19 protein-coding genes and 1 pseudogene are annotated in these 25,909 nt (G+C 51.3%); 7 read left to right on the forward strand and 13 right to left on the reverse strand.

Annotated features, from left to right (window positions below):
- Window positions 1-101 precede the first annotated feature (101 nt).
- Window positions 102-1,427: an ABC transporter substrate-binding protein gene (locus tag CFI03_RS12695; RefSeq protein ID WP_116393913.1), complete on the reverse strand. Its 1,326-nt coding sequence runs from the start codon at window positions 1,425-1,427 to the stop codon at window positions 102-104.
- Between the two features lie 100 nt (window positions 1,428-1,527).
- Window positions 1,528-2,208: a FadR/GntR family transcriptional regulator gene (locus CFI03_RS12700; protein WP_116393914.1), complete on the reverse strand. Its 681-nt coding sequence runs from the start codon at window positions 2,206-2,208 to the stop codon at window positions 1,528-1,530.
- A 417-nt stretch (window positions 2,209-2,625) separates the two neighbouring features.
- On the opposite strand from CFI03_RS12700, the gene CFI03_RS12705 reads away from it, so the two are divergent.
- Window positions 2,626-2,922 (forward strand): CD3324 family protein, encoded by a 297-nt coding sequence (locus CFI03_RS12705; protein ID WP_015842974.1) that lies wholly within the window; start codon window positions 2,626-2,628, stop codon window positions 2,920-2,922.
- A gap of 72 nt (window positions 2,923-2,994) precedes the next feature.
- Here CFI03_RS12705 and CFI03_RS12710 read toward each other — a convergent pair whose 3' ends face one another.
- Window positions 2,995-4,545: a TolB family protein gene (locus CFI03_RS12710; RefSeq protein ID WP_248757528.1), complete on the reverse strand. Its 1,551-nt coding sequence runs from the start codon at window positions 4,543-4,545 to the stop codon at window positions 2,995-2,997.
- Between the two features lie 256 nt (window positions 4,546-4,801).
- Here CFI03_RS12710 and CFI03_RS12715 point away from each other — a divergent pair, with 256 nt between their 5' ends.
- The gene (locus CFI03_RS12715; protein WP_116393917.1) at window positions 4,802-6,427 is read left to right on the forward strand and encodes a glycosyl hydrolase; all 1,626 of its coding nucleotides are present in this window, start codon (window positions 4,802-4,804) and stop codon (window positions 6,425-6,427) included.
- 546 nt (window positions 6,428-6,973) lie between these two features.
- Here CFI03_RS12715 and CFI03_RS12720 read toward each other — a convergent pair.
- The 4 genes from CFI03_RS12720 to CFI03_RS12735 form a co-directional block, all read right to left on the reverse strand.
- Window positions 6,974-7,402, reverse strand: coding sequence for an RbsD/FucU family protein (locus CFI03_RS12720; protein WP_116393918.1), 429 nt, complete (start codon window positions 7,400-7,402; stop codon window positions 6,974-6,976).
- Window positions 7,403-7,433: 31 nt separating this feature from the next.
- Complete coding sequence (locus CFI03_RS12725) at window positions 7,434-8,921, reverse strand: rhamnulokinase (protein WP_116393919.1); 1,488 nt, start codon at window positions 8,919-8,921, stop codon at window positions 7,434-7,436.
- Between the two features lie 42 nt (window positions 8,922-8,963).
- Window positions 8,964-9,623, reverse strand: coding sequence for a class II aldolase/adducin family protein (locus tag CFI03_RS12730; protein WP_116393920.1), 660 nt, complete (start codon window positions 9,621-9,623; stop codon window positions 8,964-8,966).
- Between the two features lie 74 nt (window positions 9,624-9,697).
- The gene (locus tag CFI03_RS12735) at window positions 9,698-11,488 is read right to left on the reverse strand and encodes an L-fucose isomerase (RefSeq protein ID WP_116393921.1); all 1,791 of its coding nucleotides are present in this window, start codon (window positions 11,486-11,488) and stop codon (window positions 9,698-9,700) included.
- A 144-nt stretch (window positions 11,489-11,632) separates the two neighbouring features.
- Between CFI03_RS12735 and CFI03_RS12740 the strand changes: the two genes are divergently transcribed.
- Window positions 11,633-12,643: a LacI family DNA-binding transcriptional regulator gene (locus tag CFI03_RS12740; RefSeq protein ID WP_116393922.1), complete on the forward strand. Its 1,011-nt coding sequence runs from the start codon at window positions 11,633-11,635 to the stop codon at window positions 12,641-12,643.
- A 42-nt stretch (window positions 12,644-12,685) separates the two neighbouring features.
- Here the strand turns inward: CFI03_RS12740 and CFI03_RS12745 are convergent, their stop codons facing one another.
- Complete coding sequence (locus CFI03_RS12745; RefSeq protein ID WP_116393923.1) at window positions 12,686-14,506, reverse strand: PAS domain-containing sensor histidine kinase; 1,821 nt, start codon at window positions 14,504-14,506, stop codon at window positions 12,686-12,688.
- 174 nt (window positions 14,507-14,680) lie between these two features.
- Here CFI03_RS12745 and CFI03_RS12750 point away from each other — a divergent pair, with 174 nt between their 5' ends.
- The 4 genes from CFI03_RS12750 (at window position 14,681) to CFI03_RS12765 (ending at window position 20,079) form a co-directional block, all read left to right on the forward strand.
- The gene (locus CFI03_RS12750; RefSeq protein ID WP_116393924.1) at window positions 14,681-15,664 is read left to right on the forward strand and encodes a substrate-binding domain-containing protein; all 984 of its coding nucleotides are present in this window, start codon (window positions 14,681-14,683) and stop codon (window positions 15,662-15,664) included.
- The gene (locus CFI03_RS12755; RefSeq protein ID WP_116393925.1) at window positions 15,661-17,130 is read left to right on the forward strand and encodes a sensor histidine kinase; all 1,470 of its coding nucleotides are present in this window, start codon (window positions 15,661-15,663) and stop codon (window positions 17,128-17,130) included. The genes CFI03_RS12750 and CFI03_RS12755 overlap by 4 nt, the downstream gene beginning before the upstream one ends.
- Window positions 17,105-18,460 (forward strand): AraC family transcriptional regulator, encoded by a 1,356-nt coding sequence (locus CFI03_RS12760; RefSeq protein ID WP_116393926.1) that lies wholly within the window; start codon window positions 17,105-17,107, stop codon window positions 18,458-18,460. Before CFI03_RS12755 ends, CFI03_RS12760 begins: the two co-directional genes overlap by 26 nt.
- A 242-nt stretch (window positions 18,461-18,702) precedes the next feature.
- Complete coding sequence (locus CFI03_RS12765) at window positions 18,703-20,079, forward strand: sugar porter family MFS transporter (protein WP_116393927.1); 1,377 nt, start codon at window positions 18,703-18,705, stop codon at window positions 20,077-20,079.
- Window positions 20,080-20,284: 205 nt separating this feature from the next.
- Here the strand turns inward: CFI03_RS12765 and CFI03_RS12770 are convergent.
- The 5 genes and pseudogenes from CFI03_RS12770 to CFI03_RS12790 all read right to left on the reverse strand — a co-directional run bounded on the left by CFI03_RS12770 (window position 20,285) and on the right by CFI03_RS12790 (window position 25,848).
- A pseudogene (locus CFI03_RS12770) lies at window positions 20,285-20,814 on the reverse strand (aspartate/glutamate racemase family protein).
- Window positions 20,815-20,924: 110 nt separating this feature from the next.
- Window positions 20,925-22,322: a glycoside hydrolase family 32 protein gene (locus CFI03_RS12775; protein ID WP_116393928.1), complete on the reverse strand. Its 1,398-nt coding sequence runs from the start codon at window positions 22,320-22,322 to the stop codon at window positions 20,925-20,927.
- A 163-nt stretch (window positions 22,323-22,485) separates the two neighbouring features.
- Window positions 22,486-23,937, reverse strand: coding sequence for an ABC transporter substrate-binding protein (locus tag CFI03_RS12780; protein ID WP_116393929.1), 1,452 nt, complete (start codon window positions 23,935-23,937; stop codon window positions 22,486-22,488).
- 115 nt (window positions 23,938-24,052) lie between these two features.
- On the reverse strand, window positions 24,053-24,925 hold the full coding sequence (locus tag CFI03_RS12785; protein WP_116393930.1) for a carbohydrate ABC transporter permease: 873 nt from the start codon (window positions 24,923-24,925) through the stop codon (window positions 24,053-24,055).
- Window positions 24,922-25,848, reverse strand: coding sequence for a carbohydrate ABC transporter permease (locus CFI03_RS12790; protein WP_015842957.1), 927 nt, complete (start codon window positions 25,846-25,848; stop codon window positions 24,922-24,924). Before CFI03_RS12790 ends, CFI03_RS12785 begins: the two co-directional genes overlap by 4 nt.
- Between the last annotated feature and the right edge of the window lie 61 nt (window positions 25,849-25,909).

The following is a 25,909-nucleotide window of genomic DNA, read 5'->3' on the forward strand; positions in this document are numbered from 1 at the left end:
ACTGAGTAATATGTACCTTCGCTGCTTGCTCATGCCATCTCACCTTCCCCCGCTAGTAAAATGCGGCAGGCGGTTCTCATGCCGCCCACCGCTATTTAAGGTCATTTTTTCAATTCAGCTTTCGCTTTCACCCAGTAATCGTCCCATTTCTTCAACGTATCTTCCACGCTCGTCTGTCCCAGCAGCATGCTCTGTCCGGATTCCATGGCTACCGTGCCCCATTGTCCATTCGCAGGATATTGGAAAGGCGGCTTGAAGTTAACGAACGTGTCCGGCTGATTCGTCATATCGAGCAGCGTCTTGTACGGTCCGCTTTGGAAAAATGCATCCTCGGTAGCGGAAGAGTGAATCGGCACGGTGCCGTGGCTCTTCGACAGCTTGGTATTCTCTTCAGGCGAGGACAAGAAGCTGATCAGCTTCCAGGCAGCTTCTTTGTTTTTCGAGTAGGAGGTAATTCCCCAACCCGCGCCGCCGGCGGAAATGAGCGCTTTGCCATTCGGGCCCTTCGGCATTGGAGCGGTTGCCCACGTGCCTTCCTCCATGCTATCGTTCAACGTCTGTATAACGTCCGGATCCTGCAACAGGAATGCCGTCACGCCGGACGTAAACGCTTGCACCTGTTCCTGGAAGCCCCAGTTGATAGAGTCGGGCGGCGAGCCTTCTTTATAGAGCTTCACGTATTGTTCGACCGCTTCCTTCGCTTCCGGAGACGAATAGATGGTGCCGCCGTCCTTCAGGAACATCGCGTCATCGATATTGATTTTTTCCGAATCGTAAGCCTGGATCATCGTATCCGGAACGGCGTTGGCGCCGGATCCTCCGCGGAACGAGAAGCCGAAGCGGTTTTTGGAAGGGTCGGTCAGCTTCACGGAAGCATCGATTAACTCCTGGTATGTAGCCGGAACGGAGATGCCCGCTTCCTTCAGCCAATCCGCGCGATAGAACAGCTGCCGCTGATAGAGTCCGTTTGCGATGAAATACAGCTTGTCGCCAACGGTAGCGACGGACTGGGCGACGGAGGTGACGGTTTTGAAGTCATCCCAATTTTTCGTATAGTCATTAAGCGGTTCCACGTAGCCGTTGTTTACGAATTCCGCCACGTTGAGATCGCGAACCTCAAGCACGTCAAGCTCTTGCTTCGCGTTAAGCATCGTTCTGATCTTGTTGTCCGCCTGATCGAACGGCGGCGAGATCAGTTCGACCTTAATGTTCGGATTCTGATCCATGAATGCCTTTATGCCTTCTTGAATGATGGCCGTGCGATTAGGGCTCGTCAAGCTTTCGATCATGCGCAGCGTAACAACCTTGTCTCCTCCACCGTCTCCATTCTTGGAGCCGGAAGAACTGCATGCCGTTACGGTCAAACTTAGTGCCACACCAATCATAGATACGGATAACAGTGATTTCTTCCAAGACATTTGTTGCATTGGAATCCCCCTTAAAATGAGTGAGTATCATACTGTATACCTGTCTGATAGGTTTAATATAAGTGAGCCATTTACAAGTTGTCAATATCTAAATTTTCTGTCAATATTCCCGTATAGTCTCCTCGATAATGTCCATCATTTGGCTAAATTCTTTCAACGCGTGCTTTGCATCGTGGTTTGCAATCCCGTCGAATAAGGTGCGGTGGAACGGGTAGGTATTGTCGAACAGTTCTTTAACCCCGAACGGGCCCGAAAAGAACTTCTTAATCAGCTCCGATATGGAGTCGTACACGCTATGAAGCAGCGGATTTCCTGCGGCGTCGTAAATATGCTGATGGAATTCGTAATCGATCGCCGACGTATCCAGACCTTTTTGCTTTCGTTCGTCGTATTCCGCGAGGCATGCTTTCATCTCCTCGATCTTGGCGTCCGTTATCCGTTTCGCGGCCAGCTCGACGGCTTTGCCTTCCAGCGCCCTTCTAACGTCAAGAATATCGAGCAGAAACGATTTTTCGTCGTCTATTTTTACTTTTCCGCTGTACCGGTAAGAGCCCGCATCGTTGACGTATATGCCTTTTCCGTTAATGACCTTTACGATTTCAATGGCTTCCAAATATCGCAGCGCTTCGCGCAGGGAGGACCGTCCTACACCAAACATCCGGACCAGCTCGTCAACGGACGGAAGCTTGTCCCCTTCGGTCAATTCCTTGTCTGCAATATATTTGATGATCTCCTCGGATACGAGTTCATGGGTGTGCTGCTTTTTAATTTTGCGAATCATCGTTCAACCGTCCTTTATACCTGTCAGATAGGTGAATATTATTTAAATATTTTAAGAATGTCAACTAGGCGTACGTTTCAGCTGGCTGAGAAGGCGAATGAGCAAGAAGGATTTAAAATTCGATTATGGCAAAATACAAATTTAACCGTTTTTGCCCTTGCGGGACACCGTCTTTCTATGCGTTAATATAGATGTCGGGCCGACGAAATGAACGGAAAGGAGGCTGAACGAAATGATTCAGATCCAGGAGGTGGCATTCGCGTAAGCGAATGTCCCATATAGGGGGAACCTACCCGGTTCCCCCATCAATTTTGAATATAATCGCAACGCAAAATACGAAAGGAGGAGGGTTAGCCATGTTTAACGCAAAACAAGCCAACGAAAGCCAATGGAACCAAATATCGAAGGAGGGCCTCGATGGGGCGTTACAAAAACGGAAAAGATGTGCTTCCCCCGACTCTGCTTAGGCAAATCCAGCAATATATTGATGGCGAATTGCTTTACATTCCGAAACAAAGCGAAGAGCGAGCCGGCTGGGGACAGCTGAGCGGCACCAAAGCGCGGATCAACGATCGCAATGGTGAGATCTACGCGGAATATTGCAAAGGGCGGTCAATCGCTGACCTTGAGCGGGTTTACTTTTTATCCGGGGACAGCTTACGAAAAATCATTTGCAAACAACAGCAGAATGCCCGCATAGGCAGCGGAAGCTGATGCGGTACTTATATAGCATGACCATAAAGATAGCCTGCCACCGGTAATTCGAGGGCAGGCTATTCGCCTATTTTAATGAATCCATCTATAGTTCATTTTGTTGTCGACAATAAGCGTATCGTCGACTAATTGAAGCCCCTCACCGAGCGGTTCATTAAATACCGTAACGGAGGTGGCATGATTCACCGGGCTATAGCGGCTAATCGTCAATTGCTCCGAGCTGTAATCGCGTGCCGCCCATATCAGCTGCGGCCCTTCCGGTTTCGACAGCAGTACGTAATTCCTGTCTTCATTGGCCTTCTCTTCCGCTGGCGACCAGAATAGCCCCTCATCACGGTCAACAAACAGAAGCGGTCCGGTTCGGTTGACCACCGCCATCGGCGACTTCAAATCCTCCAGCTTTTTCGCTGGCTTCAGGTTCGTGATTTGACCGGTCGTCACGTTAGCCAAGGCGTATGTTCGATCAATCTTGCGGGGGACCGCCCCCTCTTCAGCACGATCCAGCCGGTACCACGACAGCACTCCCTCATTGCCTTCCGCAAGCCAGCCGTTCCAGTCCACATGAGTCAGACCTTCCTTCGTCTTAGCCTGAACATCCCAGGTCAAGTCCCCTTTCTCATCATAAAAAGCTATTGCTTCAGGCGCGATAATGTAGACCTCATCCCCGCCCAGCACATTGTCATGACTGTCGCTCAACGTAAAGGACAATGCCGCAAACCGGCTGTCCGGGCTCCATTCGAATGCCGGATAGGAATGGTAACCAAGCGTTGGCGGAATAACCTTAAGCTCTTTGCCATTCCGGTTGTATAGACGGAAGCTGTCGGTTTGTTCATGCCAGAACAGATTGCCGTCCGGCGAAGGCGTCACGAGATATAACGGCCATTCGTGCTTGAATGGTCCTTCTATCCGCCGAACCTCGCCCGTAAGTACGTCCACCGACCAAAGACGGCCATCCGAATAGCTGTTCAGATACAGATATCCGGAATTGTTCATCCATCCCCTTGCATAAAAAGACGGCGATACATCCGGCACCGCATTCGCCGCTATTGTCTTCATCCGCCCATTGCGTAAATCGAGCGCGACCACGTCGTATTGGAGCCCCTCCTGCCCGTCCTCCCGCTTCTTGGGCTGCACAAGAACAAGCTGATCCTGTTTCGTAAACCCGTAAGCCCCGGCAATGGAATCGACGGAATAATTATCCTTCACGGTAATATCCGCCACCGGATACAGACTATACGTCTGCTCTTTGGGATTAACCGCAACGACGTCCAATCGATATCTAATCCCCTCCGGGTCGTAGACGGTTCGTTTTACGAGATGGGCCACGAGATTACGGTCATTCGGGACTGGAAATGTTTGTGCGACAAAACCGTTAAGTTCTTCCGAGTCATGTAAGGGAAGGGAGAACCCTTTATCCTGTTTTATTAAGTCTATGCGCAAATCTTCGCTAGCGGATGGCGCAGCGGAAGGCGTAGCGGATGCCGGCGGAATGCCGGAAGCTTTTGCTTCCGCCGTTGCCGGCTGTTTTGCAGAGGTCGCAGAATTAGAGTTTGAATCCGGGCTGCAGCCCGTTAAGAGTAACGGCACAAATAAGATTGCAGTCGTTATGGCGGTGAGCTTCATTCGTTAAACCTCCCTTTTGCTCCTATATGATCTAGACTTTATTTTCCAGATAAAGGTTGCTGCGATTGAGGTTTGGCTTTTCATTTTCTTCCGTTTCAAGTTCCCTGGTCTATGTGTAAAAGAAGTTAATAGGACTAAAGTCGTCTATTTCGGACAAGTATTCAGCTGTGCAAACGCGAAACCGATAATTGTAGAAAGAAATGCCTATTCCAGGCAAATACAACAAGCTATAGGACAAATAAGGAGGGCATGACAAATGACAACCGCTCGTAAGAAAAGCTGGAGGGGATTGCGCTTCATCCTTGCGATGGCGTTTATTCTAGCCTTAACGGTACAGCCGCTCGCGCAAACCGTGCATGCGGCAGACACGGTACACCATTGGAAGCATTACACAAACGGTGTTTCTTATATGAATCAAGGCAAAATCAAGCTCGCGATCAAGGAATTCGAGCTTGCCGTAGCCCAGTCGGAGCAAGCCGGTTACTTGCGTAAGCTGGCAGAGGCTTATACGCTGGACAATCAGTTCCAGAAGGCAGCCGATACGTATTACCGGGAAGCCAAAATCCACAAAGCGATCGGGGAAAAATCCGGCGACCTAAACACGTATTTTGCCGTACTGGCCAAAGCTGACGCCTTGAATACGGAAATCGATCTTTATCTCGAGAAAGATGGCGCCTCACCTGCATCCGGAAGTAGCCATTTAGCGAAGTTCGAACCCGCGTCGGGTATGTACATCGGTGCCTACGTAGAGAAAGACAGCGGCGTCGAGAAACAAAAAGACGGCAAATTTGACGCCTTCAACAAGCTCGCCGGCAAGCAGCATGCCGTATTTTTCAATTACCATAAATACGGCAATCCGTTCCCTTATCATTGGGCAGAGACCGTAAAAGAAGCCGGTGGCGCGATTCAAATTGCGCTGCAGCCGGATGACGGGTTAAACGCGGTGAAGGATGATGCGTATTTACGCAAATTCGCGCGGGATGCAAAAGCTGCGGGCGTTCCGGTCTTCCTCCGGTTCGCCTCCGAGATGAACGGCAGCTGGGTGAAGTGGAATGGCAATCCGTCGCTCTACATCGAGAAGTTCCGCCTGGTCTCGAAGGTCATGAAGGAAGAAGCTCCGAATGTCGCTATGGTCTGGTCGCCGGCGGCGAATCCGAAGCAAAAAATCGCCGCTTATTATCCGGGAGACGATTATGTTGACTGGGTTGGCCTCAGCATCTACAGCGTCAAATATTTCAACGGCAACGTGAAGGAGCCCGCCGATCAAGTGAATCCGCTGGATTCCGTGGATTACACGTACAAGCTGTACGCTTCCCGCAAGCCCATCATGATCAGTGAATTTGGCGCGACGCACTTCAGCAAAGCCGGTAATACGTCTGCCGTCAATTTTGCCATTACGAAGATGAACATGCTCTATCATGGCGCAAAACTGAAGTATCCCCGCGTAAAATCAATCAACTGGTTCAGTCTCAATACGTTGACGGATTCCTACAGCGCGGAGCGCAGCCTGAACAACTTCAGCCTGACGGAAAGTCCGGCATTGCTCGCTTCTTACGGCAAAATGATCCAAGATCCTTATTACTTGTCGAAGGTCGTATCGGGTTCAAGCAGTTATACGAAAACCGTAAGCAAGTTTGCGAATCAAGGCACAATCGGCAAGCCGGCTACCGGCGTCGTATGGGTGAAAACGTATGACCCTTATATTAGCAAGGTCGTCATCAAGCTGGACGGCGCCGTTGTATTGACGCGCCAGCAGTATCCATACACCTTCTCGATCCAGCCGGACAAGCTGAAAGCCGGCAGCCATAAAATCGAGGTTGTTGTGTTTGATTCCAAGAACCGCGAAGCTTCCCGCAAATCGTATACGTTTAAAACGACTTAGATCTTGTTGGCCGTGCCGGATTACCGGCACGGCCTTTTCGCGTCCGCGTCCCCTACGCGTTGACCCGCCGGCCCCCCAGTAACACGGTTTTTCCCGCTTACCGGGCTGCTCTCACCTCGCGTTAACCCGCCTGCTCTCTCAGAAACACGGTTTTTCCGGCTTACCGGGCTGCTCTCACCTCGCGTTGACCCGCCGCCCTCCCAGTAACACGGTTTTTCCCGCTTACCTGACTGCTCTCACCTCGCGTTGACCCGCCTGCCCATTCAGTAACTTGGTTTTTTCGCGTTATCTTCTTAACGATGTGCCGCATCGTTAAGACCAGTTAATATACTCGCTTGGGCTAACTTAACGATGCCGCGCATCGCTAAGCTACTTAAAATCAACCAAAACTGGGCATTTTCCCTGTATGAGCGCCACCTATACGATGTGCCACATCGTTAAGACCAGTTAATTTACTCACTTGGGCTAGCTTAACGATGCCGCGCAGCGTTAAGCGATCGCGAACGAAAAAAGCTGCCCTCGCGGGCAGCTTCCTCAAGAAATCTATTATTTAATAACGCCTTTTTTCAAGATTAAGTTAGCGTAGATCGCGCTTTCGCCGGTTGCAACGATAGCGTAGGCTTTCTTCGCGCGCTCGTAGAAGGCGAACCGCTCCACTTCCTCGAATGGCTCTTCCAGGCCGCTGCGCTGCGCAATAATGGCCTTATACTCGCCCCAGATCGGCGTCTCCGCCGGATCGCCCGGCATCACCTGCATGAGAGCAGCCGGCTTCTCGACATATTGGTCAAGCGGGAACAGCTGCATAATCGCATCCAGCAGCTCGGGCACGTCATGTCCGTCGCAGCGGACAAGACGCTGGGCGTGGCTTGCCGCCGGGAAATTGCCGTCGGCCAGCACAATTTCGTCGCTATGCCCCATTTCCATCAGGATCTTCAGCAATTCGGGTGAAAGGATCTTCGGAATACCATTCAACATCGCTAGGGGTCCTCCCTAAATTAAGATCAGCCTATAACAGCTGCTTGAATCGTGCATAAGCCTCATTCCATACATCCGTATCCGTTGGCTCGTAGATTTCAACCGGGAAGGAAGCTGCCGACAAATGCCGTGCCTCCTCCAGATTCGCGCATTCTCCAAGCGCCATAAATTGTGCCAGCATGTTGCCAATCGCGCTTGCTTCTACCGGTCCAGCCCATACCGGGCGGCCGATCGCATTTGACGTCAGACGGCATAGCAGCTTGTTCTGAATGCCGCCGCCAACCATATGCATGCCGCCGTAATGCTTGCCCGTCAGCTTCTCAATCTGCTCGAGCGCATTCCGGTACTTAAGAGCAAGACTGTCCATAATGCACCTTGCAACCTCCGCCGCCGATTCCGGAACGGGCTGCCCCGTCTCGCGGCAATAGCCTCTTACCTTTTCCGTCATGTTGGACGGGCCGAAGAACCGCAGGTCATCCGGATTAATGAGATAACGGAAAGGCTCCTCCCGCTCGGCCATAACCGCAAGCTCGCCAAAAGAAAACGCCATCCCCTGCTCTTCCCACTCCCGCCTGCACTCCTGCAAAATCCACAGTCCCATGATGTTCTTGAGCAGCTGGTATTTGCCGCCAACTCCGCCCTCATTCGAGAACTCAAGCTCCATCGCCTCTTCGGTTAACAACGGCTGGTCAAGCTCCGTCCCTACCAGCGACCAGGTGCCGCATACCAGGTACACAAACGGTTCTTCCGCTGCCGGAATGGCTGCGACGGCCGATTCCGTGTCATGCGTGGCAACGGCAACCGCTTCAACGGCCGGAATTGCCAGCTCCTCGCAAACTTCCTCCGACAAGGGCCCAATCCGGGTTCCCGGATAAACAGGCTCAAGGAACATCTCTTCCGGAATCCCCAGCTTCTTCATAAGAGCCGTGTTCCACTTCCTAGTATCCGGATGAAGAAGCTGCGTGGTAGTCGCCATCGAAAACTCGCAAACCCGCTTCCCCGTCAGCAAATAGACAAGCAGGTCCGGCGTCAGCAGCAGCGTTCTCGCCGTTTCCAGCTTTGGAGAAGCCGCCTTCTTCATGGCATACAGCTGATAGACCGTATTAAACGGCATAAACTGCAGACCGCCCTGCCGGAACAGCTCTCCTCTGCCAAATCTGGCTTCGATTTCCTCAATCAGCCCTTCCGTATGCGGATCCCGGTAATGATAGGGATTGCCAAGGAGCTCGCCATTCGCGTCCAGAAGGCCAAAGTCGACGCCCCATGTATCCACGCCAAACGTAACCGGCTTATACCCAAGCTGGAACGCCTTGCGCAGCGCATGCTTCATCTCCTGCAGCAGCCTAAGAATATCCCAGTGCAAATGACGGCCAACCTGAACCGCAACATTCGGAAAACGGTGTATCTCCTCTACTTCCAGCCTGCGCTCCGCCAAATCGGATCCCGTCAGCCTGCCAATCAGCGCCCTGCCGCTGCTTGCTCCAAGATCAAACGCCAATACGGTGGTTGCTTGTTCCATATGCCTGAATTCCTCCTTGCAGCGGCAGCCGCTGTCCTTAAGTTATTGCTGCTTCTGCAGCAGCTTGATCCGGTAAGCCTCGCTCTCAAGCGACGCGATCTCCTCGAATTCTTCCTTCGTCAGCACCTTTGGTTCTTTAACCTGGCTGGCGATTAGGAAGATCTTCGCGCTCTCTTCCACAACCTCCGTCCGGTAATACGCCTCGCGCAGGTTTCGTCCGGTTGTGACAAGGCCGTGATTGCCAAGCAAAATGCTGCTTGCTTCCTTCACTTTAGGGACAAGGGCATCCGCCAGCTTTTCCGTCGTAGGCAGCACGTATGGAATATAGACGGTCTTGCCGACAAGCGCCGCCTGGTCCGGGAACATAATCGGAAGCTCCTCTTCCACCAGCGTAAAAGCGATACAGTATGGCGGATGGGTATGAACAATGGCCCCAATCGCCGGATTCGCACGGTAAGCGTACAGATGCATCAGCACCTCGGAGGATGGACGAAGTCCGTTATCCTCTACAGCGCCGGTCTCGATATCAACGGCTACCCATTGCTCCGGCTCCACTTCGTCAAGGGCAAATCCGCTTGGCGACAGATACATTTTCCCTTCATGCTTCGCGCTTATATTGCCGCCCGGTCCAACGACCAGCTTATTCGAAACGGTCTTTCTTGCGTATTTACACAGCTCCTGCCGAATATCCAATCCTCTCATCTCCTAAAAAGAATTTCCGTATTTGGGCCCACTAGTGGACATATTAGGTAATTCTTACTTCGAAAGCATGTTGCTTACTTGTACAATGGCCCGAAATTCGAGCAAGCCCGGTAGTCAGCCGCTTCTTTGTCGTTAGTGCCGAACAGTCCCCATGCCCGCGGACGGAAAATGTTCTCTTCCGGAACGTTATGCATATTGACCGGAATACGCAGCATCGAAGCAAGAGTAATCAGCTCTGCGCCGATATGGCCGAAGCTGATCGAGCCGTGGTTGGCTCCCCAGTTGTCCATCACGTCGTATACGGAAGTGAAGGCGCCTTTGCCTGTCAGATTCGGGGCGAACCAAGTCGTTGGCCAGGTTGGATCCGTCCGCTTGTCGAGCTTGTCATGCACATCGCTTGGCAGCTCCACGGAGTAGCCTTCCGCAATTTGCAGAACCGGCCCTACGCCTTTAACGAAATTGATCCTGGACATCGTCATCGGCATGCCTCCGCGCGACAGGAAGTCGGAGGAGAAGCCGCCGCCGCGGAAATATTCCACGCCCGCCGGTCTCCACGAAGTAGCCGCAAGGCAAGCCGCCGCTTCGTCCTCCGTAATATCCCAGAACGGCTTCATCGCCGGCTGGCCGTCAAGCTGCTGCTCGCCGGTACCGTCAAGCGTTGCCGAACCCGAGTTAAGCAGATGCAAAATGCCGTTAGCCGCATGGCCTTCAAGCTTATGTCCCGTTACCCGCTCCACGGAAGCCGGGCTCCAGTAAGTGCGCACGTCCGCGAAAATTTGCGGCGTATTCGTCAGCAGGTAACCAAACAGCATAACGACGCCGTTCAGGCTATCGTTCTCCGTTGCGACAATAAACGGAGGGCGGATGCCGTTCCAGTCAAAGGAGGAGTTCAGAATCGCTTCCATAAAGTCGCCGTTCGGGAAATGGTCCGTCCACTGGCGTTGTCCCTGGAAGCCGGATACAACCGCGTTATGGCCCATCGCTTCTTCGCCGAAGCCAAGCTCCGCAAGGCGCGGGTTGCCGATCATCAGGTCGCGGGCGATCATCGTCATTTTGACAACCGTCTCCCAGTCCTGATCCTTCTTCTCGCGCGAGGTCTGAATCGCTTCCGGGTTATTGTCCGGACCTTCCGCGCAGTTCTCTTTCACCCAAGCAAGCGCTCTCTCGAATTCGGCAGGATCGTAGATCTGCTCTTCGAAGCGGCGTACAAACTCGGACATATCGATGTATTCCGTCCGCATGCCGAGGTATTCCTGGAAAAAGGAATCGCTTACAATAGAGCCCGCGATGCCCATCGATACCGAACCCATCGACAAATACGATTTGCCGCGCATGTAAGCTACCGCAAGTCCCGATTTCGCAAAGGAAAGCAGCTTGCCTCGCACGTCATCCGGAATGGAGGTATCGGATGCTTCCTGAACTTCCTCGCCGTAAATGCCAAATGCCGGAATGCCTTTTTGCGCGTAGCCTGCCAGAACGGCAGCCAAATAAACCGCACCCGGACGCTCCGTTCCGTTAAAGCCCCATACCGCATTCGGGATGGAAGCGTTCATATCCATCGTTTCCGTACCGTAACACCAGCAAGGCGTAACCGTTATCGATACCCCAACATTCTCGCGGGCGAATTTGTCCGCGCATGCCGCTGCTTCCGCCACCCCGCCTATTGTCGTATCCGCAATGACGCATTGCACAGGTTCACCGTTCGGGTAACGCAAATTTTCGGCGATCAGATTCGCGACCGATCTAGCCATATTCATCGTTTGAACCTCAAGCGACTCGCGAACTCCCTTGCGGCGTCCGTCTATCGTCGGACGAATCCCGATCTTGGGAAAACCATTCTGAAAGCGATAAGCGATGTCCGTCATAAATACCCCTCCAAATGAATGAATAATAACGAAACTAGCAAATAAAATGTTACCGATAACTCTAATTTAACAAGGCGTCCTGTTGCTGTCAATCGTTTTCTCTTGTAAGATAAAAGCATGAAATGTCGATGAGGAGCAGTAGGTATGGTTACAATCTATGATATTGCGGAGAAAGCTAACGTATCCGCGATGACCGTTTCTAGAGTTATCAATAACACAGGAAGAATAAGCGAGAAAACAAGAGCCAGGGTCAAAAAGGTAATGGAAGAGCTGAACTATGTTCCGAACCAAATGGCCCGCAGCCTTGTTCTGCAGCAGACCCGGAGCTTGTTCCTGCTTATTACCGATATAACGAACCCGTTCTATACAACATTGTCCCGGGGGGCCGAAGATGCTGCCACCAAGAACGGCTACCGCCTGCTGTTCGGCAACAGCGACGAAAGTCTGGAGAAGGAAGCCGATTACATTAACACGATTCTGACGACCCGGGTAGACGGCGTGCTGATTGCCCCGGCCGGCGATCCATCCCTGCCCCATCTCGAATCGCTGCAGCGGCATAACATCCCGTTCGTCCTTCTGGACCGCGAGGTGCCCGGCGTCGAATGCGACATCGTGCTTGGAGACAGCAAGGAAGGCGCACGCCAGCTGGTTAACCATCTTGCCAAGCAGGGCCATCACCGCATTGCGATGGTAAACGGATCGGATACGATTTCAAGCGCAAGACTGCGTCTTGAAGGCTATAAGGAAGCGCTAATCCTGAACGGATTGACCTATGACGAGAGCATCGTCTTTGAGACCAGTTACGGTCCGCGCACCGATCTGTCGGAGATGGAAGCCTGGCTGGATTCGCTAGACCCGCTCCCGACGGCCGTCGTAGCCGGCAACAATGTGCTGGCGATCGAAGCCATCCGCCTGCTGAGAAAACGGAATATGCGGATTCCGGAAGACATCTCTATCGTCTGCTTTGACGATTTTGGCCCGTATTCCGAGGTTGATCCGTTTATGACGGTTGCCGCGCAACAGGCCTATCAATTCGGTTACCTGGGCATGCAGATGCTGATCGACCGCATTCAGAATAAAGAGGAAGCCGGACCGTGGAAAAAAATCGTCCTGCCCGCGGAGCTGATTATCCGCCGGTCCGTCTCTTCCCTATAAAAGACAAAAAAGGCTGAGCGATATCGTCGCTCAGCCTTCTCTTCATTGCTCCTCCGTATTTAACGGCAGAATAATTTCAATCGTTGTTCCTTCTCCCGGAACGCTTGATATATTCATCAGCCCTTGATGCTGCTCGATAATGCGCGAGCTGATCATAAGGCCAAGCCCCGTCCCCTTCTCCTTCGTCGTAATAAACGGCTGTCCGATTTGACGGATGATCTCGTCCGGAATGCCCATGCCTTCATCGCGGATCGTAAGGCGCATCCGCTCATGATCCGGTTCCATCGCCGCCGTGATCGTGATCTGCCCTCCAAGGGGCATTGCTTCTATCGCATTTTTAATAATATTGATAAAGACCTGCTTCAGCTGATTCTCATCGCAATAAATCGACGGAATACAGCTCTCGAACTCCGTGCGGATCGATACGTTCATCAGAATCGCCTGCGTTTCCAAAATCGAAATGACGGCATGTAAAATATGATCCAGCCTTCGCGTGCTAAATTTGGAGAAATGCGGCTTCGCAAGGGTCATAAATTCGTTCACGATAAAATTGATCCGGTCCAGCTCATTGGTCATAATGTCATAATAGAACGAGTTCCCCTCCGCCTTGGATTTCAGCAGCTGGGTAAAACCTTTCAATGCGGTTAACGGGTTGCGGATTTCATGCGCTACGCCCGCGGCCAGCTGCCCGATCACCGAGAGCTTCTCGGAACGGACAAGCATCTCTTCCGACCGTTTGCGGTCCGTCAAATCCCGGATAACGGTAAGAATCACCATTTTTCCCCGGTAATTATGGATCCGGATGCTTGACATCTCAACGTCGATCGTCTGGCCGTCGTTGCACAGCAGCTTATTTTCGATAAAATTCGTGGGGTCGTCGGTATGAATCACTTTGTTGAGCACATCCATCAGATCGTCGCTATAAGCGGGATCGACGTAATCAAGGATAGGCCGTCCGACCATCTCGGAGTCGTCGGCAGCGCCAATCAGCTTGACCGCTAATTTATTGGCATACACAATTTCGCCATTGTCGATCAAGACAATAGGCTCGGGGAGGAACTTGATGATACGCTGATACATGTTGGCACTGTCGCGAAGGGAGCGCTCTTTTTCCTTCTTGATCGTAATATCCTGTACCGTGCCTAGCAGCGCAGGCTTGCCTTGAAAGGAGATCAGGCAGGAGTTGCCTTCGAGGTGAACAGGGGAGCCGTCCTTCTTAACCCCTGTAATGTTGAAATGAAAGTAGATTTGCTTCTGATCCATCAAGGTTACTTGCGCATCCCGCGTAACGACTTCCAGCTCGCCGGGCAGCATTAACCTTTTCAAGTCAACCTGCAGCAATTCCTCGTTCGTATAACCGTAAAGAGCCGCCAAATAAGGATTGGCGTACAAAATACGCCCCGCCTGCCCGACAAACACGCCGGCCAGCGCACTGTCAGCCAGATGACTGTACAAGCTTTCCGCTTCAAACAAAGAGGCTTCCATCTTGATTCGGTCGGATATATCCCTCTCGATTCCAACAATCCCGATAATACTTCCGCGCTCATCCCTAAGAGCTGTAAGAGTAAGACTGACATACACCATCGTGCCGTCCTTGCGCAGCTTAAACGTCTCCTGGCACTGCAGACTTTCGCCAAGCTTGGCCTTCTCGATCATTAATCTTCGTTCTTCCAGAAGATGTACTGGCGTAAAGCAGCAGGGCCTGCCAATCAGCTCTTCCCTCTTCCATCCGTGAAGAGCTTCAAACCCCGGGTTCACATCAAGAATATTCTCATCCAAATCTATCACGACAATCCCATCCGGGATATTGTTCCATATCGATTCCATAAAGTTATGCTTCATTATATGACCATGCTTGTCCATTCGAATATTTTCCACCTTTTCGAAGTCAAAGTGATCGCTACTCAAATCAATTCCACAAAATGCCGGAATCCCCTGCTAACATGAACATTGAATTTAGATTAATTTTGGCTTTAATGTCCGTTCATGTATAATGTGGCTATTATTCAGACACCCGAGGAGAGCTTAAGAAGCCATATGGCCAACCGAAGAAGATGGAACATCGGCGTCCTTCTGTTACTTATTATTTTTGCCTATGTACTAGTCCAGTTTTATTGGTCTACCGTACGGATTAGAGGCCTTGTAACCCCGCTGGAGGCAAGCGATCAAGATCAAACCAAGCGGCAGATCGCCCTAATCTCGCAAGAGCTGGACAATCCGTTCTGGCGATCCGTCGAACAGGGGGCGCTCAAAGCTGCCGGTCAATACCGGATGGAGCTGCAATACATGGGACCGTTCCGCATTAACGCGGAGGAGCAGATGAAGCTGCTGGAGAAGGCGATTGCCTCCAAGATGGACGGGATTATTTTGCAGGGGATCGGAACCGAGCAAGATAAGGCGTTAATCGAAAAAGCGAACAAGCTTGGGATTCCGGTGGTTACCGTCGACACGGATGAACCCGGCAGCAAGCGCCTCGCTTATGTCGGCACCAATAACGCTTATGCTGGTCAAGAAATGGGACGCCTTATTGCGGAAGACGGACCGAAGGAACCAAGCGGCGTCATTGGCGTTCTTGTAGGCAGCAAGGAGGCCGCCAATCAGCGGCTCCGACTGGAAGGATTCCAGTCGGTCATTAACGCTAATAAGGGGCTCTCCATTGCGGAAGTACGCGCTTCGAATATATCCAGGCTTCAAGCCGCGCAGCAGGCTGAGTTAATGCTGAAGGAGCATCCGGAGATCGATTATATGGTCGGCTTCAGCTCCCTTGACGGTATTGGCATGGCGGAAGCCGTTGCCCGCGTTAAGCCCGGCGGGGTTACTATCTTTGCTTTCGATGACCTGGAGGATACTCTAACCGCTATCAAGAAGAAGCAGATCGAAGCTTCGATTGTGCAGCAGCCCTCCCAAATGGGCTATGAAGCGATGTCGCTGCTGAATCAATATTTTCAGGGACAAACCGTTTCTTCGAAGCAGTATACTCCGATTTCCGTCATTACGGATAAGGAGGTTCCCTCCCCATGACACTTCGAAGGAAGCTGCTGCTCTTTATCCCGCTGCTGGTGCTCCTGACAAACGGCGTCACGTTCTTCCTGTTCGAAAGCTCCAAAACGGTGCAGCACAGCTACAATACGATGATGGACCGCATGCTGCTGTATACCCGGTCGGCGCAAACGGCCGATGAGAATGTGCGGGCCTTGTACGCGTATCTGCTGAACCCCGAAGGCAACAACCGGGCTTCGCTTCAGCAGCAACAGGCGGAACTCGCGCAAATCAGCGGGCAGCTGGCAAGCCAGCGGACGGAATCCGACATCGCCGGTGTTCTGCGGGGATATATTCATATGCTTCAGACGCTCGCAGAGCAAATACAAGCGGCTGAAAAGTCTGCCGCTCCGAACGAGGCGCTGGATTACTATGAAGATACGGAGCGGACGAGCTCTTTTATAAGAGAGGAAGAACGCCGTCTCATTGACCTGGAGCTTAGCGCTTACGAGCCGGTATACCGGAGCATCCAATTGGAAATCGTACGAATGGACTGGCTTGGTCCTGCCGTATTCATCATCAATACGCTGCTGAGTATCGTTCTTGCGTTATGGATATCCAGAAGCATTACGGAGCCGGTGGACCGTCTCGTGCAAACGGCGCAGCATCTGTCCAAAGGGCAGCTCGATACCGCTTATCTTCCCGAACGCTCGAATGACGAGCTTGGCATCCTGTCGGAAGCGTTCCGCCATATGATCAAGGATTTGAATGACTTGATGGGCCGGGATAAAGAACGCATGGAATCGGAGCGTCTGGTGAAAGAACTGGAGCTTCAAGCCCTTCAAAGCCAGATCAACCCGCATTTTTTGTTCAATACGCTAAATGTGCTGTCCAAGCTGGCGCTGCTTGAAGGGGCCGATCAGACAAGCGACCTTATTGTGTCGATGTCCAAGCTGATCCGTTACAACTTAAGCCAGCTGGACCGTCCGGTTACGCTTGGTGACGAGCTTAAGCATGTTCAAGAGTACTTCACGATTCAACAAGCCCGGTTCCGCAACCGCGTAGAAATCGGACAACAGATCGACGAATCCGTGCTGGATATGTTGATTCCCGCTCTGACGGTACAGCCGCTTGTGGAGAACGCTTTTGTGCACGGCGTGGAACGGATGGAGTCAGGCGGAATGATTCAGCTTGTTATCGAGCGGTCCGGCGAAAACGTTAAAATAGTCATTAGGGACAACGGAGCCGGAATGACGATAGAGGATCGCGACGCGCTTCTTGCCTTGCAAGAGCCCGTCCAACCCGCTCCCGCGAAAAAAAATTCGATGGGCTTTGGCACGCGAAATGTAATTAAGCGGCTGAGGCTTTTCTATAACCGGCAAGATGTCGTAAGGATCGAAAGCGAGCCAGGACGGGGAACCTCGGTTATTCTCCTCCTGCCTTATCCACCGGGCGAAGAGCAGAAAGGAGGACCGGATCACGATGTACCGTCTATTGATCGCCGATGACGAAGCGCTGGAACGCGAAGGGCTGGAGCATCTCATTCACCGCATGCTGCCGGACAGGTTCCAGATCGAGTTTGCCGATAATGGCCGAAGAGCCATTGAACAGGCAGAGGAATTCCGCCCCCATATCATTATGATGGATATTAATATGCCCGGTATTCAAGGTCTGCAAGCCATCCGGGAAATAAAATCGCGCCTTCCGGACACCAAGTTTATTCTGGTGACGGCTTATGACTTTTTTGCCTATGCCAAAGAAGCGGTGTCCCTAGGCGTAAAAGAATATATCGTCAAGCCTGCCGGACGCGAGCAGATCTCGTCGATCTTGAACCAGCTCATTGAGGAGCTGGAACGCGAGAAATCCAAACGGACCGAGGAGCTGCATTTGCGGGATAGAGTATCTCAACTGCAGCCGCTGGTGGAAAACGAGCTGTCCCTCCTGCTTATGGTCGATCAGGTGTTGGATGCGGATGAAGAGAAGCTGTCCGACTGGCTAAGCTTCCCGCTTGATGAGGGCTGCGCGGTTGTTGCGGCCTTCCCTAAGCAGATTTATACGCTGGATAAGAAAAAGCTGTACGAAACGTTCCGCAGCTTCGCCAAGACTTACGGGATTTCCTGTATTGTCAGCTCCTTGATCGACTTGCATATGGCTATTTTTATTCGGAATGATACGAAAGATCATGCCTGGAAAGCCGAAATCAAGATGTTTGGAGAGAAGCTGTGCAGTCTGGCCGAAAGGCAATTCCAGCTGCCGGTTACGATAGGAATCGGATCGGTCCAATCGGGCGCTGGAGGCTGGCGCAAATCGTATTTCGAGGCTGTATTCGCTTCTGACGTTGACCGGCATCTCGGCGAGGTCCGCGATTTCGAAGGTGTGGTACAAGGAACGGGGGTAACCGTTGCCGCAGCGGCTGCTGCTCCAGCTTCTTCGGGCGAACACTCCGATCCGGAGGATCAGCGCTCCTATGTCATCTCCGCCTTGCAGCGGATTCGGGAGCAGCGGGAGCAGCAGACGATTAACGTAATGGATAAGGCTAAGCAATACATAGGGCTTCATTTTACGGAGGAATTGTCGCTCGAGGAGACAGCCGAACATGTCCATCTGAATCCCCACTACTTCAGCAAAGTGTTCAAGCAGCAGGTTGGAGCCACGTTTATCGATTATTTGACGGGGCTTCGGATCGAGAAAGCCAAGCAGCTGATCTCGTCGGCCGATGAGCTGGCGTTGAAGGAAGTATGCTTCGAGGTTGGTTATAAGGACCCGAATTATTTCAGCCGGGTATTCAAGCGGGTGACCGGGCTTACCCCGACCGAATACCGCAGTCAAGCGAAATGATCAGGATATGCAGGAAGTTCATGCCAGGGCAGCATGGACTTTTTTGTTTTGGCAAACTAATAAAATGCTATTCGCTTCAAGCGCTCTCCTTTATAGCGGACAAGGCGGCTTTTCCATGCTGGAACTACACAAATAAGTGCTGACGAATGTCCGCTAACCCTCTCCATTCCGGTGTTATAATGAGACTCGTTTCAATAAACGCAACCATTCAATCAGTCACATATGGAAGGGGAATAAATAAAATGAGCAGCTTAACTGCAAATGCCGATGGCAAAAGCATGAAGTTTGTTACGCTCGTTTCGATGATTGCCGCTCTCGGCGGTTTATTATTCGGCTTCGATACCGCTGTCGTATCGGGAGCAATCGGATTTATGCAAGACCGTTTTGACTTAAACGAGGTGGCCGTCGGCTGGGCCGTATCCTCGCTTATCATCGGATGTATTGTTGGCGCGGGATTCTCCGGCGTGCTAAGCGACCGTTTCGGCCGTAAAAAAGTACTTATCGCGGCAGCAGCCCTGTTCATTATCGGCTCGATTGGCTCCGCGATTCCGGATACGTTCTCGATGTACATCGTTGCCCGCATGATCGGCGGTCTTGGGATCGGGATTACGTCCACGCTTTGCCCGCTGTATAACGCGGAGATTGCTCCGGCTAAATACCGCGGCCGTCTCGTTGCCTTGAACCAATTCGCAACGGTTACGGGGATCTTCCTTGTTTACTTCGTCAACTCGGGTATTGCCGGCTATGGCGACGATGCTTGGGATATTGCAAACGCATGGCGCTGGATGTTTGGCGTAGGCGTTGTGCCAGGCGTTATTTTCTTCATTCTGCTCTTCCTTGTGCCTGAAAGCCCACGATGGCTAATTAAGCAAGGTCGGGCGGAGCAAGCTCTCCATATCCTTCTTCGCATCCATGGCGAAGAAGAGGCAAGGCAAGAGGTTCTCGATATTAAAGCCTCTTTCGCTGAGGAAAAAGGCAGCTCGCTCAAAGAGATTTTCCGCCCGGGCATCCGCCTTGCATTGATCGTTGGCGTCGTGCTTGCCGTTCTTCAGCAAGTTACCGGCATTAATGCGGTTATGTACTACGCGCCGGAAATCTTCAAGTCGATGGGCTCCGGCACGGATTCGTCCCTGCTGCAAACGATCCTGATTGGACTCGTTAACTTCCTGTTTACGATTCTGGCCATCTGGCTGATTGATAAAGTCGGCCGCAAAGTATTGCTGCTTGTTGGTTCGTCCGTCATGACGATCTGTCTGGCGGTTATCGGCATCGCATTCCATACCGGCCATACGACCGGCTCGCTTGTGCTGATCTTTATCCTGATCTATGTTGCGGCATTTGCCGTGTCGCTTGGACCTGTTGTATGGGTCGTTCTGAGCGAGATCTTCCCGAACCGCGTCCGCGGCCGGGCTACCGCAATCGCATCGATGGCGCTGTGGATCGCCGACTACGTCGTATCCCAGTCGTTCCCGCCAATGCTTGAATCGGCAGGACCATCCGTAACGTTCTGGATCTTTGGCGCCATGTCGCTGATTACGTTCCTGTTTACGATGCGCGTTGTACCGGAGACGAAAGGCAAGTCGCTGGAGGAAATCGAGGCGTCCTGGAACGGGAAATAAGAAATTAAGGTATCGCTCAGGCGGACGGGATATCTCCTAAAGCCGCTGTTGCCATTGTGAAATTTCGAATTAATCGTTATATGTATATTTCACAAGTGGCAAAGGCGGACGTTACACTCTTTAGGAGATACCCCTTTCCTCTACCGACTACCTTTTTAAAATAACTAGAAAAGCTGGGCGATTAATTTCGCCCAGCTTTTTTTATTTAGTTGCTCCTGTCCTTTCTTGAAACATAGCCTTCCAATGGCGCTAATGGATTGGAGATGGAAATATTAAATTCCAGTGCCACCTTTTCAACTGCTTTGACCATCGAGAGCTGAGCAACGGCTATTTTCTTATCCTGTTCCGATTGGAGCAGTTTCTCGATATACTTGAAGACTTCGTCGTTTCTGTCCCTGCATAATAAGCTGGAACGCGTTCTCAATCACTCTGACTTCAATGTCCGGAAGCTGGTAACCATGCGATGAAGCAAAATTCTTCAGCCGCTTCATCGTACCTTCAACAGTTGCGGGATTCGTGAACAGAAGAATTTGCGGCTGCGTTATTTTACATATTTCATGGCAGATTAGTCATAGTCTCAACTTCTTCAAGTATAGCAATGTAGCCGGTGCAAGTAATGAGAATCGCGTCTACTCCTGATTGAGTGATCCATTTGATCTGATCAGCCTTCGAACCAATTGAAGCTTCAATATATTCAATATTGGAATAATGAGCATGTAAACAGCCAATCTTCATTTCATTCAACCTGCCTCTTTGCATGATCGATATTATTTAAAGAATATCATGATGAGCTTGGTGCTGAAAGTCAAAAAGAGCACCCGCGATGCTCTTATTATTGTTATCTTCTATTTGATTCCCGCAGCCTTCATCTCCCAAATCTGAAGACTGGAAACCTCGGCTTCACCGCTGTCTGTTCGGAGCTGGATGCCGCTACTGTTTTCCAATGACGGATAAACTCTGGCCGTTAGGCAGGTCTCGTCATCCACAAACACTTCCACAATGGATTGGTCCGCGAAAATACGAAGCTTGATAAGCTCCGTGCCGTCTGCAGCCGGCAGTTCACCTTGAACCGGCGTTTTATGTACCTTTGGAAGCAGGCTTGAATTCGACCGGTCGATCGTAATCGTATGGGAAGCCAAGTTGAGGCATACATCGGTATGCTCCTTGCCGCAGTCGGATGCGAATAAGGAAACGGTCAGACCTGCTGCTTCAATCGACTTCCTGTCGATTTCGAGCAAACATTCGAAGGAGGTCGATTGTACTCCCGATAGAACTGGCGTTTGTCCGATTGCTATATCTTTAAAGCTGTAATTCACGCCTCGCAGCGTCTCCACCTCAGGTACCGGGGACATGGAAAGCGCGCCGCTTGGCTTAAGATCTACGACACGCGGCAGCGCCAGAGCCCCGGCCCAGTCCAGGTTCTCGGGAAATTCCTCGCCTCTGCTGCCTTCCGGGATCCAGCCATGCACAATGCGGCGGCCGTTCTCGTCTACGAATCCGGTTGAAGCATAATAGCCTTCCCAGCCGCCATGGTCTACGGTGCCGTGCTTTTGCACATCGATAAGCTTATCCCCGCTGATCGTACCGGAAAGATAACGAACCGGACCGCTTGGCGAATAGAACAATACCGCTTTATCGCCGAAACGGAACAAATGCGGACATTCCCAGATCCATTCTTCGCCCTCATAAAAAATACCTTGGAAACTCCATTTCTCCAAATCCTCGGAGTTGTATATAAACGCACAGCCTTTTTCCTCATGGATTCCGCCAAGAATCATTCGCCAGCCGTCTTCCGTCTTCCAGACGTAAGGATCCCGCCAGTCCCGAATCTCAAGGTCTCCATGAAGTTCCAGGGTTAGAACCGGGTTAATGTCCGGTTTCCGCCAGGTACGCAAATCCGTCCCGCGAGCCATCCATTGCTGTGCTCCGGTAGCCGCATTCCGTTCCCCCTCGCCAATGCTTGTATAGAACAAAGTCACTTCGCCGTCATGGACTACGGAGCATCCGGAGAAGCAGTGAGCTTCGCCATGCTCATAAGAGGGAGCCATTCCAACGGGCAGATGCGTCCAATTCACCAGATCCGGACTTGTGGCATGCCCCCAATGAATATCGCCCCACTCGGGCTTTGACGGGTTATGCTGGTAAAACAAATGATACTCGCCGTTTAACTGAAACGGTCCATTCGGGTCATTCATCCAGTTGCGAGGTGCCGTAAAATGATACCTTGGTCTATAACGATCCATGTTATCTCCCCTATCCTTTTGGCTGCCAGCTTCATACGTTTACCTTCACAATATAAACGATATATTGAATATGTCAACGGTCAAATAAAAACGGCCGTGCAGATTCAAATTCATCTGCACGGCCGCTTATAGGGTTAGACCGAAGGAGAAAATCCCGTCCTTCTTATGGCTTGATTGCGTCGTAATACTTCGTTTGCATTTCTTTCGCTGCCGCGTCGAGCTGAGCTTGCGTGTCGGTACCTTTTTTCGAGAATACTTCTTGCAATACGTTCGTCATAGAGCCGTAGTATTCTTGCGTGTTGTACTGAGCCTCAGGCTTGCCGTCGAGCAGAGCATTGGATTCCGCGTTGTATTTGTATACGTTGTCGTACTTGTCGAAGATCGCTTGAACTTTTTTGCCATACTCCGAATCCGGGCTGAAGTAGTTAATGTGCGGCGGAATGAAGTATTTGCCTTCCGTTTTGCGAGCTTGAATGTCTTTTTCGATCGAAGTCAGATAGTCTTCGGTGAAGTAGTCGAACGTGATGTAACGGAACGCCATTTCTTGCTCGTCTTTCGTAGCGTTAGGGTTGATGACGAGATAGTCGCCGCCCAATACGCCTGTATGTTTGCCGCCTTTTTCGGCTGCTGGCATTGGATAAGTCAATACATCTTCGATCTTCATGCCGCCTTGGTTCAGCGCTTGCTCCAGTACGCCTTCCGCGCCGGCGATAACCATGCCCGTACGTCCTTGACCAAACGCGCCTACGGCGTCGCCCCAGCCAAGTGCCCAGTCTTTCGGAATAACGTCCGCGTCCCATCTCAGCTTGTTATAGAAGTCGAGAGCTTTCTTGCCGGCTTCGGAGTTGAATGCCGCCGTTACTTTGCCGTCCGCAATGTTTTGAATCTCGCCGCCTGCCTCGAACAGGAAGTTGGTCCAGTTCCAGCCTGCTTCGTTGCCTTTACCCATTGGAGCGATACCCGCGATCCCTTTCTTCGCATCGGCAACGCCTTTAGCGGTATTCACCATGTCATCCCAAGTCCAGTCGTACGAAGGTACGGCTACGCCTTTGTCATCCAGCATTTTTTTGTTAACAACCGTAGTTGTTACATAACCTTTTTGAGCGATACCGTATACTTTGCCGTCAATGATGAATTGGTTTTGAAGAACCGGGTTGATTTGATCCTTGAACTCATAGCTGTTGTACAGGTCCGTAATATCGGCTGCCCAGCCTTTTTCAACGAGGAACTTCGCTTCGGTTGCGTAAGTGTTGAAGAAGGTTGGCGCTTCGTTGGCAGCCATTTTGATTCCGATTTCGTTAGGAGCGTAATGCCAGTCGCTCTTCACGATCTCTACGTTAGGATACACCTTGTTGAAGCGTGCGATCTTGTCGTCTTCCAGCTTGCGGTTTTCGACTTGGTCAGGAAGCGGATAATAAATGCTGATTTTAATTTTCTTTTGCGTGATATCCTCAGATGGTTGTGGAGTGGCTGTTGCCGTGTCAGTGCTTGCGCTTGCATTCGCGCTTTCAGCCGGCTTGTTGCCGTTGTTCGACGTATTGTTGTTGCCGCCGCAGGCAGCAAGAGTCGAACAAAGTAATACCGCAGCTACTGTCGTAAAGACGCTCTTTCTCATTGTAACTCCCCTTCTCGAGTTCGTTTATTTGTTACACCTTCATCATAGTGGAGAGGTGCAGGCGCCTGCGAGGTGTATTCCTATTCCGATCATGTGCACGATTACGATTTGAATACTACCCTTTCACGCCGCCCAGATGCAATCCGCGCATGATGTACTTTTGGAAGATCAGGAACACGACGATTGGCGGAAGCATAACCATGGTCAGAATCGCAAACCGGATATTAAGCGCCAGGCCTTTGGCGTTAATAACGTATTTGTAGATCGCCGTCGCCAGCGGATAATGGCTGTCATTATGCATGATGAGCGATGGCCAGAACCAGTCGTTCCAGGAAGACGAGAAAATAAAGATCGCAAGCGTCGAGAAGATCGGTACCGACAGCGGCAATGCAATCTGCGCAAAGCTTCTCCAGTCGGAAGCGCCGTCAATACGAGCCGCTTCGAAAATTTCGTAATGAATCTCGTCGAAGAAGTTTTTGAGCAGCAGCAGGAAGAAGGCATTTGCGCCTGCCGGCAGCCAGAAGGCCGCAAACGAGTTCATGAGGCCAAGATCCTTCAGGTTCACGAAGTTCGGAATGATATACGTTGTTGGCGGAATAAACAAGGTCATCATAAAGAAGAAATAGACCGCTTTGCGCTTAGGCACGTTCAGCCTCGACAAGCTGAAAGATGCAAGGCCAAGAACGCCGACGGTAATGACCAGGTTGCCTCCGAAAATATACAGCGTGTTTCTTAGAAATTCGGGCAGATCGATAAAATTCCAGCCTTTGTTAAAGTTGTCGAAATGCCATTCGCTTGGCAGGAACCTCGGCGGGAAAGAGTTGACTTCCACATTGGTTTTGAGGCCGTTAAAGAATGTCGTCAGTATCGGATAAATCATCGAACAGGACATGACGACCAGAATAAGCACCATGATCGAATAACCGATCAAGATAGGCTTCTTCTTCAGGTCAAACGAAGAGAGTATACCTCTGTCCATCTGTTTCATCGTACGTCTCCCTCCTTGCCTTGAAGCCTGTATTGAACGATGGCGAGCAAGCCCAGCACGATAAACATCAGAACGCCAAGCGCGGCCGCAACCCCGTAATTTTGCTGGTTAAAGGCGTATTTCACGATAAGCAGCGCGTATGTCAACGTAGCATTGTTAGGTCCGCCGTCGAGCATCGCAAGCTGGGATTGGTAACCCTGCGAGGTGCCGATCAGCTGCAGAATGAGAAGCAAGCCGAGCAAGCCTTTAATTGAAGGCAGCGTGATATGCCGGATCCGGTTCCATACGCCTGCCCCGTCGATTTCCGCCGCTTCGTACCAGTCGCGCGGAATGCTGAGCACGGCGGCCAAATAGATAAGCATCGCCGATCCGAATTGCTGCCATGATTCCATAATAACAAGGGAGATCATCGACCATTTGGTATCCGTCATAAAGGATACCGGTTCATCGGCGCCAAACCAGCCTGTAATCACGCCGTTGATCGGGCCGACAGGGTCATAGAACCAGCGCCATAATCCGTACAATACGACTACCGGAATTATATTCGGCAGATAAGCGGCTACGCGGACAACGCCTTGGAACCGGCGAAGCTCGGAAATCGCAATGGCGAACACGATCGGAATCCAGAAGCCAATCACAAGACAAAGGAACATATAATAAACGGTGTTTTTCACCGCCGTCCAGGCGTCTTTATCGTGAAGCGCGACTTTATAGTTGTCGAATCCAACGAAGCTGTTCCCTTTTACAAAGTCAATGTGGTAGAAGCTGTAGATGAATCCTTTGAAGATCGGGACCCATAGAAACAAGATAAAAATAATAAAGGCGGGAAGCAGGAACAGTAGTCCCCAGAAATGCTTCCTCAAAAATACGGCAAATCGGCCTTTACGCTCGAGAGGCGCGTTTGCGACAGCGTGTTGCTCCATACAAGTCTCCCTCTTTTCTTTAACAATCCTCTATCCTTATTGTAAAAAAAGGAGCCTCCCG

Origin of the sequence: Paenibacillus sp. ATY16 (assembly GCF_003399985.2) — a bacterium.
Taxonomy (GTDB): Bacteria; Bacillota; Bacilli; order Paenibacillales; family Paenibacillaceae; genus Pristimantibacillus; species Pristimantibacillus glycanilyticus.

Bases quoted from the DNA above. Each gene is read 5' to 3' on its own strand.
- CFI03_RS12695 (WP_116393913.1), bottom strand. From the start codon at position 1,427: ATGCAACAAATGTCTTGGAAGAAATCACTGTTATCCGTATCTATGATT.
- CFI03_RS12700 (WP_116393914.1), bottom strand. From the start codon at position 2,208: ATGATTCGCAAAATTAAAAAGCAGCACACCCATGAACTCGTATCCGAG.
- CFI03_RS12705 (WP_015842974.1), top strand. From the start codon at position 2,626: ATGGGGCGTTACAAAAACGGAAAAGATGTGCTTCCCCCGACTCTGCTT.
- CFI03_RS12710 (WP_248757528.1), bottom strand. From the start codon at position 4,545: ATGAAGCTCACCGCCATAACGACTGCAATCTTATTTGTGCCGTTACTC.
- CFI03_RS12715 (WP_116393917.1), top strand. From the start codon at position 4,802: ATGACAACCGCTCGTAAGAAAAGCTGGAGGGGATTGCGCTTCATCCTT.
- CFI03_RS12720 (WP_116393918.1), bottom strand. From the start codon at position 7,402: ATGTTGAATGGTATTCCGAAGATCCTTTCACCCGAATTGCTGAAGATC.
- CFI03_RS12725 (WP_116393919.1), bottom strand. From the start codon at position 8,921: ATGGAACAAGCAACCACCGTATTGGCGTTTGATCTTGGAGCAAGCAGC.
- CFI03_RS12730 (WP_116393920.1), bottom strand. From the start codon at position 9,623: ATGAGAGGATTGGATATTCGGCAGGAGCTGTGTAAATACGCAAGAAAG.
- CFI03_RS12735 (WP_116393921.1), bottom strand. From the start codon at position 11,488: ATGACGGACATCGCTTATCGCTTTCAGAATGGTTTTCCCAAGATCGGG.
- CFI03_RS12740 (WP_116393922.1), top strand. From the start codon at position 11,633: ATGGTTACAATCTATGATATTGCGGAGAAAGCTAACGTATCCGCGATG.
- CFI03_RS12745 (WP_116393923.1), bottom strand. From the start codon at position 14,506: ATGGACAAGCATGGTCATATAATGAAGCATAACTTTATGGAATCGATA.
- CFI03_RS12750 (WP_116393924.1), top strand. From the start codon at position 14,681: ATGGCCAACCGAAGAAGATGGAACATCGGCGTCCTTCTGTTACTTATT.
- CFI03_RS12755 (WP_116393925.1), top strand. From the start codon at position 15,661: ATGACACTTCGAAGGAAGCTGCTGCTCTTTATCCCGCTGCTGGTGCTC.
- CFI03_RS12760 (WP_116393926.1), top strand. From the start codon at position 17,105: ATGTACCGTCTATTGATCGCCGATGACGAAGCGCTGGAACGCGAAGGG.
- CFI03_RS12765 (WP_116393927.1), top strand. From the start codon at position 18,703: ATGAGCAGCTTAACTGCAAATGCCGATGGCAAAAGCATGAAGTTTGTT.
- CFI03_RS12775 (WP_116393928.1), bottom strand. From the start codon at position 22,322: ATGGATCGTTATAGACCAAGGTATCATTTTACGGCACCTCGCAACTGG.
- CFI03_RS12780 (WP_116393929.1), bottom strand. From the start codon at position 23,937: ATGAGAAAGAGCGTCTTTACGACAGTAGCTGCGGTATTACTTTGTTCG.
- CFI03_RS12785 (WP_116393930.1), bottom strand. From the start codon at position 24,925: ATGAAACAGATGGACAGAGGTATACTCTCTTCGTTTGACCTGAAGAAG.
- CFI03_RS12790 (WP_015842957.1), bottom strand. From the start codon at position 25,848: ATGGAGCAACACGCTGTCGCAAACGCGCCTCTCGAGCGTAAAGGCCGA.